This is a genomic window from Nonomuraea sp. NPDC050478 (genome assembly GCF_044458265.1).
In the GTDB taxonomy this organism is placed as follows: Bacteria; Actinomycetota; Actinomycetes; order Streptosporangiales; family Streptosporangiaceae; genus Nonomuraea; species Nonomuraea ferruginea.
On record NZ_JBITHT010000006.1, the window covers coordinates 681615 to 700919 of the forward strand.

General features: G+C 71.9%; 19 protein-coding genes. 9 read left to right on the top strand and 10 right to left on the bottom strand.

Annotated features, from left to right (window positions below):
* Genes ACIBF7_RS32265 through ACIBF7_RS32275 form a run of 3 tightly spaced genes read right to left on the bottom strand, consistent with a single transcriptional unit; the run spans position 1 to position 2415 of the window.
* Entirely contained in the window at positions 1-693 is a 693-nt protein-coding gene (locus ACIBF7_RS32265; protein WP_148029420.1) for an ABC transporter permease, read from the bottom strand.
* Complete coding sequence (locus ACIBF7_RS32270) at positions 690-1364, bottom strand: ABC transporter permease (RefSeq protein ID WP_148029419.1); 675 nt, start codon at positions 1362-1364, stop codon at positions 690-692. Before ACIBF7_RS32270 ends, ACIBF7_RS32265 begins: the two co-directional genes overlap by 4 nt.
* The gene (locus ACIBF7_RS32275) at positions 1357-2415 is read right to left on the bottom strand and encodes an ABC transporter ATP-binding protein (protein ID WP_219550988.1); all 1059 of its coding nucleotides are present in this window, start codon (positions 2413-2415) and stop codon (positions 1357-1359) included. Before ACIBF7_RS32275 ends, ACIBF7_RS32270 begins: the two co-directional genes overlap by 8 nt.
* A gap of 270 nt (positions 2416-2685) precedes the next feature.
* Here ACIBF7_RS32275 and ACIBF7_RS32280 point away from each other — a divergent pair, with 270 nt between their 5' ends.
* Positions 2686-4557, top strand: a complete 1872-nt coding sequence (locus ACIBF7_RS32280) for a hypothetical protein (protein WP_364237495.1) — start codon at positions 2686-2688, stop codon at positions 4555-4557.
* A gap of 31 nt (positions 4558-4588) precedes the next feature.
* Here the strand turns inward: ACIBF7_RS32280 and ACIBF7_RS32285 are convergent, their stop codons facing one another.
* Both ACIBF7_RS32285 and ACIBF7_RS32290 read right to left on the bottom strand, forming a co-directional pair.
* The gene (locus ACIBF7_RS32285) at positions 4589-5743 is read right to left on the bottom strand and encodes an acyl-CoA dehydrogenase family protein (RefSeq protein WP_271277200.1); all 1155 of its coding nucleotides are present in this window, start codon (positions 5741-5743) and stop codon (positions 4589-4591) included.
* Entirely contained in the window at positions 5743-6855 is a 1113-nt protein-coding gene (locus ACIBF7_RS32290) for an acyl-CoA dehydrogenase family protein (protein ID WP_271277201.1), read from the bottom strand. The genes ACIBF7_RS32285 and ACIBF7_RS32290 overlap by 1 nt, the downstream gene beginning before the upstream one ends.
* Positions 6856-7108: 253 nt before the next feature.
* Between ACIBF7_RS32290 and ACIBF7_RS32295 the strand changes: the two genes are divergently transcribed.
* A complete protein-coding gene (locus tag ACIBF7_RS32295; RefSeq protein WP_219551039.1) occupies positions 7109-7735 on the top strand; it encodes a TetR family transcriptional regulator in 627 nt (208 codons plus the stop codon).
* 24 nt (positions 7736-7759) lie between these two features.
* Here the strand turns inward: ACIBF7_RS32295 and ACIBF7_RS32300 are convergent, their stop codons facing one another.
* Positions 7760-8314 (bottom strand): helix-turn-helix transcriptional regulator, encoded by a 555-nt coding sequence (locus ACIBF7_RS32300; RefSeq protein WP_271277202.1) that lies wholly within the window; start codon positions 8312-8314, stop codon positions 7760-7762.
* Between the two features lie 92 nt (positions 8315-8406).
* Between ACIBF7_RS32300 and ACIBF7_RS32305 the strand changes: the two genes are divergently transcribed.
* From ACIBF7_RS32305 to ACIBF7_RS32330, 6 genes are all read left to right on the top strand, one after another.
* Positions 8407-9327: a serine hydrolase domain-containing protein gene (locus tag ACIBF7_RS32305; protein ID WP_364237552.1), complete on the top strand. Its 921-nt coding sequence runs from the start codon at positions 8407-8409 to the stop codon at positions 9325-9327.
* Between the two features lie 88 nt (positions 9328-9415).
* The gene (locus tag ACIBF7_RS32310; protein WP_271277224.1) at positions 9416-10354 is read left to right on the top strand and encodes an NADP-dependent oxidoreductase; all 939 of its coding nucleotides are present in this window, start codon (positions 9416-9418) and stop codon (positions 10352-10354) included.
* Between the two features lie 52 nt (positions 10355-10406).
* On the top strand, positions 10407-11402 hold the full coding sequence (locus ACIBF7_RS32315) for a sigma-70 family RNA polymerase sigma factor (RefSeq protein WP_271277203.1): 996 nt from the start codon (positions 10407-10409) through the stop codon (positions 11400-11402).
* 43 nt (positions 11403-11445) lie between these two features.
* Complete coding sequence (locus ACIBF7_RS32320; protein WP_271277225.1) at positions 11446-12564, top strand: steroid 3-ketoacyl-CoA thiolase; 1119 nt, start codon at positions 11446-11448, stop codon at positions 12562-12564.
* Complete coding sequence (locus tag ACIBF7_RS32325; RefSeq protein WP_148029412.1) at positions 12561-13583, top strand: MBL fold metallo-hydrolase; 1023 nt, start codon at positions 12561-12563, stop codon at positions 13581-13583. Before ACIBF7_RS32320 ends, ACIBF7_RS32325 begins: the two co-directional genes overlap by 4 nt.
* Before the next feature lie 25 nt (positions 13584-13608).
* Positions 13609-14283, top strand: a complete 675-nt coding sequence (locus ACIBF7_RS32330) for a FadR/GntR family transcriptional regulator (protein WP_364237502.1) — start codon at positions 13609-13611, stop codon at positions 14281-14283.
* On the opposite strand, the gene ACIBF7_RS32335 is transcribed toward ACIBF7_RS32330, so the two are convergent.
* On the bottom strand, positions 14280-15101 hold the full coding sequence (locus ACIBF7_RS32335; RefSeq protein WP_364237505.1) for a hypothetical protein: 822 nt from the start codon (positions 15099-15101) through the stop codon (positions 14280-14282). The two genes, ACIBF7_RS32330 and ACIBF7_RS32335, sit on opposite strands and share 4 nt — an antisense overlap.
* Positions 15098-15952, bottom strand: a complete 855-nt coding sequence (locus tag ACIBF7_RS32340) for a hypothetical protein (RefSeq protein ID WP_397198827.1) — start codon at positions 15950-15952, stop codon at positions 15098-15100. Before ACIBF7_RS32340 ends, ACIBF7_RS32335 begins: the two co-directional genes overlap by 4 nt.
* A 105-nt stretch (positions 15953-16057) precedes the next feature.
* Between ACIBF7_RS32340 and ACIBF7_RS32345 the strand changes: the two genes are divergently transcribed.
* Positions 16058-17005: a DNA polymerase ligase N-terminal domain-containing protein gene (locus ACIBF7_RS32345; RefSeq protein WP_397198828.1), complete on the top strand. Its 948-nt coding sequence runs from the start codon at positions 16058-16060 to the stop codon at positions 17003-17005.
* Here ACIBF7_RS32345 and ACIBF7_RS32350 read toward each other — a convergent pair.
* Together ACIBF7_RS32350 and ACIBF7_RS32355 are read right to left on the bottom strand one after the other, a co-directional pair.
* Positions 16960-18129 (bottom strand): Cmx/CmrA family chloramphenicol efflux MFS transporter, encoded by a 1170-nt coding sequence (locus tag ACIBF7_RS32350; protein WP_397198829.1) that lies wholly within the window; start codon positions 18127-18129, stop codon positions 16960-16962. The two genes, ACIBF7_RS32345 and ACIBF7_RS32350, sit on opposite strands and share 46 nt — an antisense overlap.
* Before the next feature lie 183 nt (positions 18130-18312).
* Entirely contained in the window at positions 18313-19044 is a 732-nt protein-coding gene (locus tag ACIBF7_RS32355; RefSeq protein WP_271277207.1) for a dienelactone hydrolase family protein, read from the bottom strand.
* Between the last annotated feature and the right edge of the window lie 261 nt (positions 19045-19305).

Consider the following 19305-nt stretch of genomic DNA (forward strand, 5'->3'; position numbering starts at 1 on the left):
CTAGCGGGAGGTTGCACCACTGTCACGTACCTTCAGTCGCCGGCTCACGCCCGGGGAGACGGTCACTCTCTGTACGAGCGTGAATCCGACCTGCACCACGAGCGCGAACAGCACAATCAACACAGAACCCCCGAAGACGCTCGCGTAATCCTGTGTCGCGAAACCGTCGATGACGAACCGCCCGAGCCCGCCCAGACCGGTGTAGGCCGCGACCGTCGTGGTCGCGACCACCTGGATGGCCGACAGCCGCAGCCCCAGCAGGATCAGCGGCAGCGCCACCGGCACCAGCACCTGCCCCAGAACCTGCCCGCCACGCAGCCCCATCCCGTACGCGGCGTCACGCAGCTCCGGGTCCACCCCCCTGATCCCCTCGAAGGTGTTGACCAGGATCGGCGGCACGGCCAGCAGCACCAGCGGGATGATCACCGGCCAGATCGACGCGGTGCCGAGCAGCAGCACGAACAGCACCAGCACGCCCAGCGTGGGGATCGCCCTGGCCAGGTTGGCGGAGACCACCACGACCAGGTGGCCCCTGCCGGTGTGACCGATCAGCAGGCCGAGCGGCACCGCGACCAGCGTGGCCAGGAAGAGGGCCAGCGCGGAGAACTCCAGGTGCTCCAGCAGCCGCACCGGGATCCCGTACGGCCCCGACCAGTGCGCGGGGTCGCCGAAGAAGTCGACGAGCCAGTTCACGTCGCCCTCCTCGCCCGTTCCCACGGCGTCAGCAGCCGCTGCGCGAGCACCAGCAGCCCGTCGGCGACCAGCGCGAGCAGCACGATCAGCCCGATGCCGACGACGACCGGCGGCAGGAACGGGTTCTGGTAGGCGCGGGTGAACAGCATGCCCAGCCCGCCCTGCCCGATCAGCGCGCCCACGCTGACCAGGCTGATGCTGGAGACGGCCACCACCCGCAGCCCGGCGATCACCACCGGCGCCGCGATCGGCAGCTCCACCTGCACCAGCCGGCGCAGCGGCGTGAAGCCCATGGCCACCGCCGACTGCCGGACGTGCTCGGGCACCGCGCGGATCCCGTCGACCACGGCGGGGATGAGCACGGCCATCGCGTAGAAGATCAGCGGGATGATCACGGTGACCGGCGACAGCCCGGTGACCGAGATCAGCAGCATGAACAGCGGCAGCGACGGCAGCGCGTAGAGCACGTTGAACACGGCCGCGGTGGGCTGGTAGAGCCACCGCCACCGGATGCAGGCGAGCCCGAGCGGCAGCGCCAGCGCCAGCCCGGCGACGATCGGCACCAGCGACATCAGCAGATGGTCGCTCAGCAGGTCCCTGATGCTGCCGGCCCGCCCGGTGTCCCAGTTGCGGGCGATCCACTCCCAGAGTGAGGGAGGCCCGTCACCCATGGACGGCCTCCGTCAGCGCCTCGTCGAGCGCCTGCCGGGTGGCCACCCCGACGACCTTGTCCTGCTCGTCCACCGCCACCGCGTGACCCGACGGGGACAGCAGCGCCGCGTCCAGCGCCGCGCGCATGGAGTCGCGGCCGTGGCGGAACGTGCCCGCGGGCCCCAGCTCGCCCGGCCGGCCGCGCGCCAGCCAGCCGGCGGCCCGTCCCTCGGCGGTGAGCGCGAGCAGCCACGGCTCGTCGCCCCGCCCGTCGGCGCCCTCCCTCACGGTCAGGTCGGTGCGCAGGCGCAGCCCGCCCGTGGAGACGAACTGCAGGCGGCGGATCCCCCGGTCGCGGCCGAGGAACTCGCGCACGAAGTCGTCGGCGGGCTCCGTCAGCAGCGTCTTGGGGTCGGCGACCTGCGCCAGCTTGCCGCCCACGCGCAGCACCGCCACCCGGTCGCCGAGCTTGATCGCCTCGTCGATGTCGTGGGTGACGAACACGATGGTCTTGTTCAGCTCGGCCTGGAGCCTGATCAGCTCGTCCTGGAGGTTCGTGCGGACCACCGGGTCGACCGCGCTGAACGGCTCGTCCATGAGCAGCACGGGCGGGTCGGCGGCCAGCGCCCTGGCCACCCCCACCCGCTGCTGCTGCCCGCCGGACAGCTGGAACGGGTAACGCTCGCCCATCGCGGGGTCCAGGCCGACCCGCTCAAGCAGCTCCATGGCCCGGCCGCGGGCCCGCTTGCGGTTCCAGCCGAGCAGGTACGGGACGGTGGCGACGTTGTCGACGACCTTGCGGTGCGGGAAGAGGCCCGCCTGCTGGATCACGTACCCGATGCCGCGGCGCAGCACCGGGGGATCGACGGTGTCCACCGGAGCGCCGTCGAGCAGGATCCGGCCCTCGCTGGGGTCGATCATCCGGTTGATCATCCGGAGCGACGTCGTCTTGCCGCACCCCGAGGGGCCGACGAGCACGGTGATCTCCCCCGTGCGCGCCTCCAGGCCGAGGCGGTCCACGGCGACCGTCCCGTCCGGATAGCGTTTGGTGACAGCATCGAAAGTGATCACGCGCGACCTCCCGCATCGAGCAGGGCCGCGACCCCCTGCCACGACCGCCGCATGATCTCTTGAACCCACAGACTACGGCGATCCATCCCCCTCTGTCCTAGCGGGTCCGAACTGAACCGCTTCACCGACCTGCGATTCCCCAGTAATTCGCCCTTCGGTAGTGCGCTCCACCAGGGATTGTTGGCATGATTGCCTCCACAACCTCCAGATTCACCGGCGCACCCCCTCCCCCTCAGCGTCCGCCCTTGCTATTAAGAGGAACCGGTCAACGTGACACACCCGCTCACCGATCAGCGCTCCCGTCGCGAGCAGATCGCCGAGCTCTACGACGGTCACGCCGCCGGGCTGTTCGTCTACTGCGCCGATCAGCTCGGCGATCTCGGCTCGGCGGCCGACGTCCTGGAGTCCGTCCTCACCAGCGCGCCGGAGGATCCTCCCCGGGCCGCCCTGTACGCGTTCGCCCGCCGGGAGATCCACCGGCGCGACGTCGTCTACGCGCCGCCGGTCGTCGATCCGCTGACCGACCCCGTGTCCGCGCTGGTCGAGCGCATCCTGCGCGAGCTGCGGCCGCAGCAGCGCGAGGTGCTCGTGCTCGGCCACGTCTGCGGGCTCGACCTGGCCGAGCTCGCCTGGGTGCTCGACGTGGCGGCCGACACGGCCGAGGAGCTGGCGCTCAGCGCCGCCCACCGGTTCCGGCAGATACTCAACATGGCGCTGGCCGCGACGGGGGCGGGCGGCTCCAAGCCGGTGGCCGACGTCTACGGCGCGCTCGCGGTCGCGCCGCTGCGCGACGTCTTCGGCCGCCTGCCGTGGCCCGAACCACCCGGCACCCTCCGCATCCACCTGGCCGGCTCCAGCACCGCCGATCCCGCGCCGCTGTTCGTCAAGCCGCGCTGGCCCGTGCCGCCGGCCTGGCCGCAGCCGCTCGGCACGGCCGACCCGGCGACCACGACCGTCCTCTTCCCCCGCGACCTGCTCAGGCCCCCCTCGCCGTCGCGCGTCCCCGACCACGACGCGACCACGACGCCGATGCCCAAGTTCCGCGACGACGTACGCGAGGGCCCGGCCTCCTTCGACGCCCTCCGCGCGAACCCCTTCGACGCCCTGCGCTCGAACCCCGCGTCCCCGGCCTCCTTCGACGCGTTGCGCTCGAACCCGGCGTCCTCAGCGCCCTTCGACGCCCTGCGCTCGAACCCCGGGTCCTCGGCGCCCTTCGAGCGCCTGAGGGGGAACCCCGCCTCGCTGAAGCCCTTCGAGGCCCGCCCGACCCCCTTCGAAGCCTTCCGCCCCCGGCGGCCCTCCCAGCCCGGCGCTGCTCAGCCCGGTCCTGCTCAGCCCGGTCCTGCGCAGCCCGGTCCTGCGCAGCCCGGCGCTGCTCAGCAGGGTCCCGCTCAGCCCGGCGCTGCTCAGCCGGGCCCCGGCAGGTCCGGTCCCGCTCAGCCGTCCGGTCCCGCTCAGTTCGCCCCCGGCCGGCCGACGCCGCGAGGGGCGAAGCCCGGTATGGGCGAGCCGCCGATGGCCGCGCCCACCGGTTTTCTGACCGGCGGCGACGTGCTCGACGACCCGGGCGGCACCAGCCCGGCGGTCGGCGGCCTCCCGGACATGGCGGCTCCCATGACCGGCGACTTCCTCGCCCAGCCCGGCCCCGCCCGTGAGGCCGGGCCGCTGTTCACCCCGCGCGCCCAGCCAAGGGAGCCGGTCTACCGCATGCCGGCCGCCCCTTCAGCCCCGGAGCCGGAGACGCCCCCGATCCAGGACCTCCGCCCTCAGCCGGCGAAGCCCTCCCCCGCCGACTCCCCCACGGCTGACGCCCTCAAGGCCGACTTCCTCAAGGCCGACTCCCGTACCTCTGACTTCCTCCCGGCTGACTCCCGTACGGATGGGTCACGTACGGGAGAGTCCGGACAGCTTCGTACGGCGGGTGGCGGGGAGAAGGCGGATCCGCTGGCGACGAAGCCGCGTCCCGCCCTCCGGAAGCCGCAGGCGCAGAAGGGCCGCAAGCCGTCCCCCGCCAAGAACAGAAAGAAGAAGAAGCGCCGCAACCGTCACCACGACTGGGCATGGGAGCTGATCGGCTTCCTGATCTGCGTGGCGATCGCGATGATCGTGTTCTTCTCGGTCCCCATGATCCTCAAGCCCTGACCGGCCCCGGGCGAAGCCGGGACCAGCGCCGTCACCGAGGCGGCCTGGGCAGGCTCAGCCCGAGCATGGCGATCAGCTCCCGCTGCACCTCGTTGACGCCGCCGCCGAAAGTGAGCACCAGGCCACCCTTGACGCCCCGGTCGGTCACCTCGATCAGCGCGGCCGTCTCCGGGTCGGCCGGGTCGCCGTAGCGGGCCAGGATCTCGCCGACGAGCCGTCCCGCATCCTGCATCCGTTCGGAGGCGTAGATCTTGGTGGCGGAGGCGTCGGGCGCGCCCAGCCAGCCGAGGTCCATGTTCGCCGCGACCTGCCAGTTCAGCAGCTCGTTCGTACGGGAGAAAGCCCGGACGCGGCCGAGCACGCGCCGCACGTCGGGCTGGTCGGCCAGCCCGACGCGGCGGGCCCAGGCCAGGAGGCGGTCGTGGATCTGGGCGAGGTTCCCGGCGGGGCCGAGCGTGACGCGCTCGTGGTTGAGCTGGTTGACGATCAGGTCCCAGCCCTTGTCGACCTCGCCGACCACCATGTCGACCGGGACGCGGACGTCGGTGTAGTAGGTGGCGTTGGTGTGGTGGCGGCCGTCCATGGTGGTGATCGGCGTCCAGGAGAAGCCGGGGTCGTCCGTGGAGGCGATCATCATGGTGATGCCCTTGTGCTTCTTCGCGTCGGGGTTGGTGCGGGCGGCCAGCCAGATGTACTGGGCGTAGTGGGCGCCGCTGGTGAAGATCTTCTGACCGTTCACCACGTAGTGGTCGCCGTCCAGCACGGCCGTGGTGCGGAGCGACGCGAGGTCGGTGCCGGCCTCGGGCTCGGTGTAGCCGATCGCGAAGTGGCACTCTCCCGCGAGGATGCTCGGCAGGAACCGTTCCTTCTGCTCCCGCGTCCCGTACTGCATGATCGTCGGTGCGACGGTCTGCACGGAGATGAGCGGGTACGGGACGCCGGCGCGGGCGATCTCGTTGGCGAAGATCTGCTGCTCGATGGGGCCGAGACCGGCGCCGCCGTACTCCTCCGGCCAGCCGAGGCCGAGCTTGCCGTCTCGGCCCAGGCGGCGGCAGTGGGCCATATACGCCTCGCCGAACGGATCATCGGCGATCTTGGCGCGCTCCTCGGGAGCCAGGCAGGCGGCGAAGTACGCGCGCAGCTCGCCCTGGAGGCGGCGCTGTTCTGGGGTCAGGTCGATGAGCATCAGGCGAGCGCTCCGATCAGGTCGAGCTGGGCGTCGGCGCCGCCGAGCAGGTGCGCCAGGTGCTTGGCGTGCGCGAAGTAGCGGTGCAGCGGGTACGTCACGTCGAGCCCCAGCCCGCCGTGCAGGTGCTGGCAGGTGTAGAGCGCGCGGGCCGCCTCGCTCGTGTGGTACGCGGCCAGCGCCAGGTCCTCCTCGGCGGGCAGCCCTTCGGCCAGCCGCCAGGCCCCGGACCACATGGCGACGTCGAGCGCCCGCGCCGCGATGTAGACGTCGGCGACCTGCGTGGTGACGGCCTGGAACTCGGCCAGCGCGCGGCCGAACTGTTTGCGGTTCCTGACGTGCTCGGTGGTCAGCCGCAGCGCCCCGGCCAGCACCCCGGACGCCTGCGCGGCCGTCGCGGCGGTGTAGAGATGGCGCACCCCCGCCACCGCCTCCGGACCGGCGACCCGCTCCGCCGGTGCCGCGTCGAACGTCACCGTCGCGACGACCTCCCCCGTCGAGGCGAACTCCGACACCGCGACCACGGCGGCCTCGGCCGCCGGGGCGATCCCGGACGCCGGGGCGGTCGCCTCGGCCGCCGATGCGGAGCCGGACGCCGGGACGGCGGCGTGGACCAGGAAGAGGCCCTCGTCGGCGGTGACCAGCAGGTCGCCGTCGGGGTAAGCGACGCCGCACTTGCGGCCGGTCAGCGCCCAGCCGCCCGCCTTCCGCTCGGCGGTGGTGGCGGGCGGGTCGGCCAAGGCCCTGCCCGGCTCCCTGATGGCGACCGTGGAGACGGCGGCACCGGTCAGCCGTTTCTGCTCCGGGGTGCCGTACCGGCTCGCGGCCAAGGTGCTCACCAGGGTGGCGGCCAGCGGGCCCGGCGCGGCCCGCGCGCCGGCCTCGCGCAGCACCACCGCCATCTCGACGGGCCCCAGCCCCGCGCCGCCCGCGTGCTCCGGCACGCAGATCGCGGTCAGCCCGGACTCGCGCAGCGCCTGCCACAGCCGTTCGTCGTACGGTGCGCCGCCGCGTTCGTGCGCCTCCAGCCGCTCCTGGCTCGCCTCCTTGGCGAGCAGGCCGGCGGCCAGGTCGCGCAGGGCTTCCTGGGTCTCGTCAAGGCCGAAGTCCATCTGCCCTCCACCAAGCGCTCGGTCAACCGAATCGAAAACTAGAACAGATTCCAATATCTGTCCAGTGCCAATTAATCCGAATAATCCTCGATATATCCCCGTAACGGGGAAGACATGCACTGATAGGCCTTCTTTGTGACCGGCGAGTAACAAGCCGGGGCATCGGGAAATCAGATAACGTGTTCTTATGCGTACCCCGCAGGCGGCCACTCGCGGAGCCATCGCCACACCCCCCACCCACCCTGAGGGGACCATGGAGCACGACCTCACACCCGACGGCCTCACGTCCGGCGGATCCTCTCCCGACGGCCAGGGCGCCCGCTCGCGCAGCCAGCACCAACGCCGCAAGCGCATCGTCCAGGCCGCCGCGGCCCTCGCCTCGCGGGGCGGCGTCGAGGCCATGCAGATGCGCACCGTCGCCGAGCGGGCAGGCGTGGCGCTCGGCACGCTCTACCGCTACTTCCCGTCCAAGATGGACCTCGTCGTGGCCGTCGTCGGCGAGGAGATCGACCTGCTGGAGAGCAGCATCGAGCGGCGCCCGCCGAGCGCGGCCACCCCGCCGGGACGCGCGGTCGACGTGCTGATGCGGGCCACCAGAGGGCTCATGCGCGAGCCCGAGCTGGCCGACGCGCTGATCCGCTCGCTCATCCTCGCCGACGACGTCGAGATCCCGCTCGGCGACCGCATGGCCGGCCTCCTGCTGCGCGTCTCCACCGGCACCACCCCCGAGCAGGCCACCGAGGAGCAGCTCGCCCTCGCGGGCTCGCTGGCGAGCGTGTGGGTCCAGGAACTCCTGGAGATCCTCCGGGGCCGCCGCACCCACGACCAGATCCAGCGCCGCATCGAGCTCGCCGCCGACCGCCTCCTCGCCGGCCTCTGACCCGCCGGGCGCGCCGGGGCGGTCTCAGCGGTCCGGCGACTCCTCCCTGTCGATCCGGTGGCTGAACCAGTCGAGCGCGAACCGGAGTGCGGCGACGCCGTAGTCGAGCGTCGCGCGCTGGTATGCGGCGATGTCCCGATGTTCCTCGAGGATGTCCAGGGCGTCGAGCCGCTCGTCGAGGGCCGTGAGCCTGGCGAGGTCGGTCTCGATGCGCGCGGTGATGCGGCGCAGCACCGGCACGCGTTCGCCCGGCTCCAGCAGGCCGAGGAAGAAGAGCCTGGACAGCGCCGCGGTCTCCAGGTCGGGGCCGGCCGGCTCCCCTGTCAGCCACGCGCGGAACTCCTCGCGGCCGGCGTCGGTCACACGGTACGTCTTCCGTCCCCGGCCTCCGGCTTCGACGCTGGCGACCTCGATGTGCCCTTGCGCCAGCAGGATGTCCAGCGCGCGTTTGATGCTGCCGGAGCTGGCGCTGTAGAAGAGCGCCGCGCCTGCCTCGAAATTCTTGATGAGGTCGTACAGGCTCTGTGGGGTGATCTGACGGACCTGCTCGGGCGCCTCGTCACGCGGTCCGGCATCCACCACGCCGACCTCGCCGTCACCAGCGGCGACGGGAAACAGCGCTGGGCCGCCGCCGCCGGCCCCGGCCGCTGGATCCCGGCACCCCGTTCTTCATCGCGAGCGTCACCAAGCGGTTCATCGTCACGCTGGTGCTCCAGGCCTGCGAGCGCGGCGAGCTGGAGCCGGCGGCGCCGATCAGCGACTACCTGCCGGACGCGACTATCGCCGGACTCCACGTGCTCAGGGGGGTCGACCGGACGCCCGCGATCACGGTGCGCCACCTCGCGAGCCACACCTCGGGGCTGCCCGACTTCTTCGAGAAGCGCGATCCTGGCCCCAGCCTGTTCGAGCAGCTCGCGGCAGGCCGTGACCAGGCCTGGACCTTCGATGACGTGATCCGGATGACGCGCGGGCAGCGCCCGCACTTCGAGCCGCAGGACCTCACCGCCACGCGGCAGCGGGCGCGCTACTCCGACACCGGCTTCCAGCTGCTCATCCGCATCCTGGAGACGGTGACCGGTCAGCCCTTCGCCGACCTGCTGGCCGAACGGATCGTCCGCCCGCTCGGCCTGACGCGCACCTGGCTCCCGGGACGCCTCCCGCCCGATCCGGAGGCCCCGGCGCCCTCACCCCTGCACGCGCGACGGCGTCGCGTGGAGCTGCCCTCGCTGATCGAGTCCAGCAACGACCTTTTCAGCACCACCGGCGATCTCCTCGCCTTCCAGCGGGCGCTGCTCGACGGCGCGCTCTTCGACGACGCCCGTTCACTGGAGCTGATCACCGAGCGGCGCAACCGGCTGCGCAACGTCCCCGTCCTCCAGTACGGGCTGGGCACCATGTTCTTCAAGGTCAACCGGTTCATGTCGCCGGACGGCAGGCCCGTCACGCTCGTCGGCCATTCGGGGTCCACCGGGACGTGGCTCTTCCACTGCCCGGAGCTGGACGTGCACCTCGCCGGCACCGTCGACCAGACCGAGGCCCGGGCCATACCCTTCCGGATCATGGCGCGGTGCCTGAAGGTCTGGCGGATGTGACGCGTCGTTTGGCCGGATCTTTGCGGATGTCGGCTTCCCGATCTCTCGTCCGTACGGGGACAGAAGGCGCAAGCTGGTACGCATGAGGATGCTTGCGATCACTCAGGACACGCTCGGCGACCCTGAGGTGCTGAAGATGACGGAAACCGACAAGCCGGTGCCCGGCCCGACCGAGGTGCTGGTGCGGGTGGAGGCCACCGGCGTCAACCCGACCGACTGGAAGACGCGCGCCACGGGCGGGCTGCTGGGCGAGCCGCCGTTCACGCTCGGCTACGACGTCTCCGGCGTGGTGGAGGGCTCCGGCCTCGGCCAGGCCCTGTACGAGCCGGGCGACGAGGTGTTCGGCATGCTGCGCTACCCGTACGGCAACGGCGCCTACGCCCAGTACGTCACCGCGCCGTCCCGTCACTTCGCCCGCAAGCCGCCCAGCGTCGACCACGTGCACGCGGCGGCCGTCCCGCTCGCCGCGCTGACCGCGTGGCAGGCGCTGGTGGACGTGGCGGGGCTCAAGGGCGGGCAGCGGGTCCTCGTCCACGCCGCGGCCGGCGGGGTGGGCCACTTCGCGGTGCAGATCGCCAAGGCGCGGGGCGCGTACGTGATCGGCACGGCGAGCGCGGCCAAGCATGGGTTCCTGCGCGGGCTCGGCGCGGACGAGCTGGTCGACTACCGCGAGGTCGACTTCGCCGAGGTCGTCGGCGACGTGGACGTGGTGCTGGACGGCATCGGCGGCGACTACGGGCGGCGCTCGCTGCGCACCATGCGCCGGGGCGGCACGATCGTCACGCTGCCCCTGTCGGTGATGGACGAGGGCGTGCACGACGAGGCGGCCGCGCTGGGCGTCAGGTCGGCGGTGATGCTGGTCGAGCCGGACCACGCCGCCATGCGCGCGCTTGCGGCGCTGATGGAGGCGGGCAGACTGCGCCCCGAGGTGGCCGCCGTGCTACCGCTGCGGGACGCGGCCAAGGCGCACGAACTCGGCGAGAGCGGCCGTACCACCGGCAAGATCGTCCTCACCGTGCCGCACTGACCCTGACCTGCGCGTAAGCGATCTGTCGGTGGCGTCGTCTATACAGGACTGTATGACCGAGAGGCCATCTAACGAGGAGTTCCTCCGGCAGGCCGATCCGATGCGCCGGGAGCTGCTCGCCCACTGTTATCGCATGATGGGCTCGGTGCACGACGCCGAGGACCTGGTGCAGGAGACCTACCTGCGGGCCTGGCGCCACTACGACGGGTTCGAGGGCCGCTCGTCGCTGCGCACCTGGCTCTACCGCATCGCCACCACGCAGTGCCTGACCGCGCTCGACAGCCGCGGGCGCAGGCCGCTGCCGACCGGGCTGGGCGCGCCGGCGTCCGAGCCGACCGCGCCGCTGGTGGAGCGGCACGAGGTGCCGTGGCTGGAGCCGGTCCCCGACGGGATGGTGGGCGCGGGCGGCGACGACCCGGCCGCGATCGTCACCGCCCGCGAGAGCATCCGGCTCGCGCTCGTCGCGGCCCTGCAGCACCTCCCGCCGCGCCAGCGGGCGGTGCTGGTCCTGCGTGACGTGCTCAAGTGGCGGGCCGCCGAGGTGGCCGAGGTGCTCGACACCACCACCACGGCGGTCAACAGCGTCCTCCAGCGCGCCCGCGCCCAGCTGGAGCAGGTCGCGCCGAGCCTCGACGACCGGCCGGAGCCGCTCACTCCGGACCAGCGCGAGCAGCTCGACCGCTACGTCGAGGCGTTCGAGTCCTACGACGTCGGGGCGATCGTCGAGCTGTTCACCAAGGACGCGGTCTTCGAGATGCCCCCCTTCGACGGGTGGTACCAGGGCGCGGAAGACATCGCCCGGCTCGTGCAAGCGCAGTGCCCCGCAGAGGCGCCTGAGGATCTGCGGCTGGTTCCGGCACGGGCCAACGGGCAGGAGGCGTTCGCCCTCTATCTGCGCGAGGGCGACACCTATCGGGAGTTCGCGCTGCAGGTGCTCGACTTCGACGGGCCGCAGGTCAGCCATGTCGCGATGTTCTTCGAGCCGGGGATGTTCGCGCGGTTCGGGCTGCCCGCCTCGTTGCCCGCCGGGGCTTCCGGATCAAAGTAGAACAAGTTACAGTCGCGACCAGAGTAACGTTCTGGAGGTGACTGTGCGCACACCCGTCATCGTCGAGGCCGTCCGCACCCCGATCGGCAAGCGCGGCGGCTGGCTGGCCGAGCTGAAACCGCAGCAGGTGCTGGCCACCGCGCTCAACGGGCTGATCCAGCGGGCCGGGATCGATCCCGCGCTGGTCGACCAGGTGTTCGCGGGGTGCGTGACGCAGGCGGGCGAGCAGGGCGGCCACGTCGGCAGGCACGCCTGGCTCTACGCCGGTCTCCCCTACCGGACGGGCGTGACCACCATAGACGCCCAGTGCGGCTCCTCCCAGCAGGCGGTGCACCTCGCGGCGGCCATGATCGCGGCCGGGGTGATGGACGTCGGCGTGGGCTGCGGCGTCGAGGTGATGAGCCGGGCGCCGCTCGGCAGCAACGTGCTGCCGGCGAACCCGCGGCCCGACGACTGGAGCATCGACCTGCCCGACCAGTTCACGGCCGCTGAGCGGATCGCCCGGCGGCGGGGGCTCACCCGGGAGCGGCTCGACTGGTTCGGCGCCCGGTCCCAGCAGCGGGCCGCGAAGGCGTGGTCCGACGGGCGGTTCGAGCGCGAGATCGTCCCCGTCGGGACCGTCACCAGGGACCAGGGGCTGCGCGAGACCACGGCCGAAGGGCTGGCCCGGCTCAAGCCGGTGCTGGGCGAGGAAGGGCTCCACACCGCCGGCACCTCCTCGCAGATCTCCGACGGCGCCGCCGCCGTGCTGCTGATGAGCAGGGAGGCCGCCGCACGCCACGGGCTGCGCCCCCGGGCGCGGATCCTGGCCCAGACGCTCGTCGGCGCGGAGCCGTACTACCACCTGGACGGGCCGGTGGACGCGACCGCGAAGGCGCTGGCGGCGGCCGGGATGACGATCGGCGACATCGACCTGTTCGAGGTCAACGAGGCGTTCGCGTCGGTGGCGCTGTCCTGGGCGCAGGTGCACGAGCCCGACCTCGACCGGGTCAACGTCAACGGCGGCGCGATCGCGCTCGGCCACCCGGTCGGGGCGACGGGCGCGCGGCTGATCACCACGGCGCTGCACGAGCTGGAACGGTCGGACGGCTCGACGGCGCTGGTGACCATGTGCGCGGGCGGCGCCCTGGCCACCGCCACGATCATCGAGCGTCTCGCGTGACCCGTCGTTCGTACGCCGAGCAGCGCCCGCTGGACCTCGGCTTCGGGGTGTGGAGCGTGCCCGTGCCCATCCCCGGCAACCCGCTCGGCTACACGCTCGTGTACGCGATCGAGTCCCCGCGCGGGCCGGTGCTGGTGGACGCGGGATGGAACCACCCGGAGGCGTGGGCGGCGCTGCGTGACGGGCTGGCGGCGGCGGGGATCGACGTGGCGTCGGTGCACGGGGTGGTCGTGACCCACTTCCACCCGGACCACGCCGGGCTGGCCGGGAGGGTCAGGGAGGAGTCGGGCGCCTGGATCGCCATGCACGAGGCGGACGCGGCGATCGTGGACATGATGAACGGCGTCCCCTCGGACGTCCGCGGGTCCTTCCAGGTCGACATGCTCCGCCGGGCCGGCGCGCCGTCGGAGGACCTGCCCGAGGGCCCGGCGGCCGACGGCAGGCAGGACCCGCCCGCGCCGGCGGACCGGCGGCTGCGGGACGGCGACCTCGTCGACCTGCCCGGCAGGAAGCTGCGGGTGGTGCACACCCCCGGCCACACTCCCGGCCATGTCTGCCTGCACCTGGAGGACGCCGACCGTCTCTTCACCGGCGACCACGTCCTGCCCGGCATCACCCCGCACATCGGGATCTATCCCTTCGACCGGGACGACGTCGATCCGCTGGGCGACTTCCTGGAGTCGCTGACCAGGGTCGGCGAGCTGGGAGAGCTCGGCGCCCTGCCCGCTCATGAATGGACATTTCCAGATGTGGCGGCACGGGCCGCGCAGATCCGTCACCATCACGAGGAGAAGCTCGAACGGCTCCTCGCCCTGCTGGCCGAGCGCGCGGAGCCGCTGACCATCTGGGAGACCGCCGCCATGATGACCTGGAACCGGCCCTGGTCCGAGCTGCCGCCGATGCTGCGAGGCATGGCGGCCGGCGAGGCCGCCGCCCACCTGCGCACCCTGGAGGTCCGCGGCGTGCTCCGCCGCCTGCCGGGGGGCGATCCGGTACGTTTCCAAGCCCTAGAATCGTAGACATCCGATGTCTAGGGAGAAAAGCGTGGCGGTCACCGACGCGGCCATCGACAAGATCAAACAGATGATCCTCTCGGGCGAGGTCGCCCCGGGAGACAGGCTGCCCAAGGAGGCCGACCTCGCCGAGCGGCTCGGGCTGTCACGCAACTCGCTGCGCGAGGCGGTGCGCGCGCTCGCCCTGATCAACGTCCTGGACGTACGGCAGGGCGACGGCACCTACGTCACCAGCCTGGAGCCCCGGCTGCTGCTCGACACCATGTCGTTCGTCCTCGACCTGCACCGCGACGACACGGTGCTGCAGTTCTTCGAGGTACGCCGCATCCTGGAGCCGGCCGCCACCGCGATGGCCGCCGAGCTGATGACGGACGACGACATCGACGAGCTGCGGGTGATCCTGGAGTCGCTGCCCGAGGAGCCGACGATCGAGGAGCTGGTCGCCAACGACCTGCGGTTCCATCAGCGGATCGCGCTCGGGTCGGGCAACAGCGTGCTCTGCTCGTTCATCGAGAGCCTGTCGGGGCCGACCACCCGGGCGCGCATCTGGCGCGGCCTCACCCAGGAGGGCGCGCTGGCCAAGACCCGCGAGCAGCACACCGCGATCTACGAGGCGATCGCCGCCCGCCAGAGGGAGGTGGCCCGTGCCTGGGCCACCGTCCACGTGGCGGGCGTCGAATCCTGGCTCCGCAAGGCCCTCGACTAGCGGAGCCCGAGGAGACCGTCTCGGAGCATGCCGGGCTCCGTGATCTTGTCGTTGAGGTCTTCGAAGGGGAGCACCTCGTCCTCGGCCGGGGGCGTGATCACCAGGAAATGTCCCCAGTCGGTGTATCTGGTGTCGGCGGTGGTGACCCAACCCGTCTTCTTGGAGGTCCGCAGACGCTTGATCAGGCCCGCGCCGTCGGTCCAGAGCCGATAGTCGACCGTCCGCTTGCCGAACGCGGCCCCCGGAACGCCGTCGAAAGAGGCGCCGTAGTAGGCCTTCGAGGCCTCGTACAGCTCCTTGTACGTCACGACGCCGGAATAGAGGTAGCCGCCGGAGACCCGCTGCGGACGCTCGCCCTTCAAGGTCGCCTTCAGCACGGCCGGGTCGAACACGTTGATCGGCTGCTGGGTGACAGGCAAAGTCGGTAGCAGAGGACCGGTTCCCTTCACCGCCTCGGTTTTCACCCACAGCTTTCCGGGAGGCAGCATCATGGCCAGGCCCTCACCGCCGAGGTACAGGTGCCGCTCGAATCCGAGCATCTCGGACGTGCCTGGTTCTCCCGTCACGTTCTCCATGGAGACGTAGGTGGCGACGGGGCCGGACGGGGAGAGCTGGACGCCGCCCTTGGCCCGGGTGTGCACCGGGTCGTCCTCGATCCCGCCCTTGATCAGCTCGCTCAGTTTGACGCCGCGTTCGGCCTTGAGCTGCTTCTGCAGCGCCCGGACGGGGTCGGGGGCGGCGGTCCGGGCGGCGGCCGGCGGGGCCGTGATCAGGGCGGCCAGCGTGGCGGTTACAACCGCGAGAACGAACCGCCTCACGACTGGCCGGTGCCGGCGTACGCGTCCGTCAGGACCAGGTCGTTCACGGAGTTCGCGGTGCCGGGGCGGCTGCGGTCCTTCCACTCGACGACCTCGGCCCTGGCCGGGGCGGTGACGATGAGGTGCTCGCCCCAGCTGGAGTAGCGGGTGTCGATGGTGCGGTACGCGCCGGACGTGGCCCGCTCGGTGGTCGAGAGCCGCACGGGCAGGCCCTGGCCGTCGGTCCAGAGCTTCCAGGAGATCGCGGTCTTGGCGAAGGCGCCGCGCGGGGCGCCGTCGAACAGCTTGCCGTAGTGGCCCTTCGCGGCCTCGTACAGCTTGGCGTACGTGATCGTGCCCTTGTAGTGACGGCCGCCGGTGACCGCCTTGCCGCCCTTGCCCTTCAGCACCGCCTTGAGCACGGCCGGGTCGAACACGTTGATCGTCTGCTTGCTGGCCGTGCCCAGCGCCAGGTTGGGGTGGCCGCTCTGCTTCACCCGGATCCAGAGCTTGTCCTTGGGCAGCAGGTCGGCGACGGCCTCGCCGGAGGTGTAGACGGACGTGCCCACGGCGGCCTTCTGGCCGGGCTTGGCGCCCAGGCCGTCCTGGCTGCGGGTGTCGGAGGCGTCCTCGACGTCGGCCCACGAGGCGACCGGGCCGGTCGGGGCGAGCTGGATGCCGCTGTGGTAGCGGGTCCTGGTGGACGCCTTGCCGGTCACGGTCCGCGAGATCTCGGCGATGCGCACCCCGCGCTCGTGCCGCAGCTGCGCTTTGACGGCCTGCGCCGGGTCGGGGGCGGCCTGGGCCACGGCGGGGGTCGCGGGTAGAGCCGCGGCCAGCGCGACGGCCGCGGGGAGGATCCAACGCCTCATGATTCTGATGTCCTTGGGAGGGGGGATTGCTTGGGAGAGATCATCCTTCCAGAAGCCGGCGGGGGTTCGCTCGTCCATTCGCGAATAACCGGGTAGTACGGCTGTGTGGCTGACAAACTCACGCAATACAGGAGCAAACGCGACGCCAGCCGTACCCCCGAACCCGTCCCCCCGGCATCCCCCGCGCCCGGTGGCGGCGACTCCTTCGTCATCCAGGAGCACCACGCCCGCTCCCTCCACTGGGACCTCCGCCTGGAACGCGACGGCGTGCTCGCCTCCTGGGCCATCCCCAAGGGCCTGCCGTCCGACCCCGCCACCAACCACCTGGCCGTGCACACCGAGGACCACCCGATGGAGTACCTCACCTTCCACGGCGAGATCCCCCAGGGCGAGTACGGCGGCGGCACCATGACGATCTGGGACCAGGGCACGTACGAGACCGAGAAATGGTCCGAGCGCGAGGTCAAGGTCGTCCTGCACGGCTCCCGAGCCGAGGGCCGGTTCGTGCTGTTCCAGACGAACGGCAAGAACTGGATGATCCACCGCATGGATCCCCCGTCCCGCGCTCCCCTGCCGGGCGTCGCGCCCATGCTCCCTTCGCGCCGCTCCCGCCTGCCGCGCGACACCGCCGCGTACGCGTACGAGTTCGCCTGGGGCGGGCGCCGCCTCCTGGTCCCGATCGAGGGCGGCCGCACGGCCGCCGCCCGCGAGCACCCGTGGCTTCGGGCGCTCGCGGCGTCGTTCGGCAGCCGCACCGCCCTCCTGGACGGCGAGCTCGCCACCCTCTCGGGCGCCGAGGTGCTGGTCTTCTACGACCTGCTGTACGACGACGGCCGGGTGTTGCTGGACGAGCCGTATGAGGTCCGCCGGGCGGCCCTGGAGGCGCTCGACCTGTCGACGCCCCGCTGGCAGACCGCCCCCTCGTGGCCCGGCGACGCCCGGCCGGTCCTTGAGGCGGCACGCGAGCAGGGCCTGCCCGGCGTGGTCGCCAAGCGCCTCGACTCCCCCTACGAGCCGGGCGAGTCGGCGGCCTGGTTGTTCATCCCGTCCTGACGCCGTACCAGGACGGCGAGGGCGAGCGCCACCAGCAGCGCGCTCACCCACAGCGGCGAGCGGAACCCGTGGCCCGCGCCGATGACGAGACCGCCCAGCCAGGGACCGAGCGCCGCGCCGACGTTGAACGCCGCCGTGGCGAACGCGCCGCCCAGCGTCGGCGCGCCCGTGGCGGCGTAGAGCACCTGGGAGATCAGCGTCGAACCGACGGCGAACGCGAGCGTCCCCTGGACGAGGACGAGCACGACCGTCGCCACCGGGCTGGCGGTCAGCGCGAACACCACCCACCCGGCGAGCAGCGCCGCCCCGCCCAGGACCAGCAGCCGCGCGGGCCGTACGTCGGCGACCCGGCCGGCGACAGTGACGCCGGCGAACGAACCGAGGCCGAAGAGCGCCAGCACGACGGGCACCCACGCCGTACCCATCCCCGCCACGTCGGTGACGATCGGCGCGAGGTAGGTGTAGGCGCAGAAGGTCGCCCCGTTCACCAGCGCGCCGAGCAGCAGCGTCACCAGCAGGCGCCGGTCGCGCAGCGCCCCGAGCTCCGGGCGCGCCCCGCCCTCGCGGGAGACGACGGCCGGAGAGGCGGGCACCGACCTGAGTATCGCGGCGAACGCCGGCGCCGACACCAGGGCCACCGCCCAGAACGCCGACCGCCACCCCCACATCTGGCCGAGCAGCGCCCCCGCGGGCACGCCGACGACGCAGGCGACGGTGACCCCGCCGAGCAGGACAGCGGTGGCGCGCCCCTTGGCGTCCGGCGCGACCAGGCCGGTGGCCGCCGACAGCGCGACAGCCAGGAACCCGGCGTTGGCGAGCGCCCCGACGACCCGCGTCAGCAGCAGGACGTCGAAGCTCGTGGTGACCGCGCCGAGGACGTGCACGAGCAGGAAGACCGCCAGGAACGCCAGCAGCGCGCGCCGCCGCGGCCAGCGCAGGCTCAGGATCGCCATCAGCGGCGCGCCGACGATCATCCCCACGGCGAACGCCGAGGTGAGCCGGCCGGCTTCCGGGATGGTCACGCCCAGGTCCTGGGCGACGCCCGGCACCAGGCCGGACAGCATGAACTCGGACGTGCCCATGGCGAACACGGCCAGCCCGAGCAGGTGGACGAAGAAAGGCATGAAGAGGCTCCGCACCCAGAGAGGGATCGACAGGAAAGCGGGGCCGGTGATCCGGTGGTCTCTTTACGCCACCGGATGACCGGTGGCTACCGTCTTGACGCCTCTGGGCTGGACACGCCCGGCAACCTAACAACGGGCGTCCTGCGATGCCAACCGATTATCCGCCTGGCTCGCGTCCCTGGGTCAGCGGAGGTGGCGGGCGAAGAACCGCAGCGTGCTGTCCATCTCGAACAGCGGAATCTCCGCGTGCTTGCCTGGGTTGGCGTGCAGCGTCTTCTCGGCCGAGCCCAGGGCGTCGAACAAGGCCAGGCTCTGGGCCCTGGGGACCCGCTCGTCGTCCCACTGCACCAGGAACTCCACCGGGACGGTGATGCGCGCGGCGTCCCCGGCCGATGACAGCGCCCCGCCCAGCCCCAGGACCGCCGCCTGGACCCGGGGCTCGGCGGCGACGAACGGGACGCCGAGCCCGCAGCCCAGCGACACGCCCCAGTAGCCCACCGGGCCCGCGCCGACGTGGTCGAGTTCCTGGACCGCGTCCAGGACCGCCCGCCACTCCGGTACGGTCCGGCGGGCCACGAGGGCCTGGAAGGCGGCGATCAGCGGAGCCAGTTCCTCTCCGGCGTCCGCGCGGGCCTGGTTCGCGGTCGCGATCCGGTCGTACTCCTCGTCCTTCGGACGGTCTCCATGGCTGGGCACGTCGACCGCCACCACCGCGTAACCGCACTCGGCCACGAAGCGGCCCGCGCGGAACACGATGCCGGGAGCCTTCTTGTGCTGGCCGCCGCCGTGGCCCATCAGGACGAGGGGCCGAGGACCGGTGGCGTCTTCCGGCGTCCACAGCACGCCGGGGATCTCACCGAGGGTGAAGAGCTGTTCGGAGACGCCGTCGGACGACGTTTCAGAGGTGAAGCGCATAGCGATTGAAGCCTTTCGGGATGCCTTCTTCGGGCACTCCCTAGGCCATGCGAGGGAGGGAGCCCCGACCTGTCACAGCGTTGATCGGTCTCACCTCCTCAGTCTTTAGCGGCGCATGCCGCCGCCGAACGTATCACGGAGGTGGTGGGATGCGGGCGATGCCGGTGAGCGCGTTGTGGGAGGTTGGCTGAGTGCATATATCCGAAATATCGGCGGATCGGCCGGGCCTGCCCGGCGTGGTCGCCGAACGCCTCGACTCCC

Bases quoted from the DNA above. Each gene is read 5' to 3' on its own strand.
- ACIBF7_RS32270 (WP_148029419.1), bottom strand. From the start codon at position 1,364: ATGGGTGACGGGCCTCCCTCACTCTGGGAGTGGATCGCCCGCAACTGG.
- ACIBF7_RS32285 (WP_271277200.1), bottom strand. From the start codon at position 5,743: ATGCTCATCGACCTGACCCCAGAACAGCGCCGCCTCCAGGGCGAGCTG.
- ACIBF7_RS32290 (WP_271277201.1), bottom strand. From the start codon at position 6,855: ATGGACTTCGGCCTTGACGAGACCCAGGAAGCCCTGCGCGACCTGGCC.
- ACIBF7_RS32295 (WP_219551039.1), top strand. From the start codon at position 7,109: ATGGAGCACGACCTCACACCCGACGGCCTCACGTCCGGCGGATCCTCT.
- ACIBF7_RS32310 (WP_271277224.1), top strand. From the start codon at position 9,416: ATGCTTGCGATCACTCAGGACACGCTCGGCGACCCTGAGGTGCTGAAG.
- ACIBF7_RS32315 (WP_271277203.1), top strand. From the start codon at position 10,407: ATGACCGAGAGGCCATCTAACGAGGAGTTCCTCCGGCAGGCCGATCCG.
- ACIBF7_RS32340 (WP_397198827.1), bottom strand. From the start codon at position 15,952: ATGAGGCGTTGGATCCTCCCCGCGGCCGTCGCGCTGGCCGCGGCTCTA.
- ACIBF7_RS32350 (WP_397198829.1), bottom strand. From the start codon at position 18,129: ATGCCTTTCTTCGTCCACCTGCTCGGGCTGGCCGTGTTCGCCATGGGC.
- ACIBF7_RS32355 (WP_271277207.1), bottom strand. From the start codon at position 19,044: ATGCGCTTCACCTCTGAAACGTCGTCCGACGGCGTCTCCGAACAGCTC.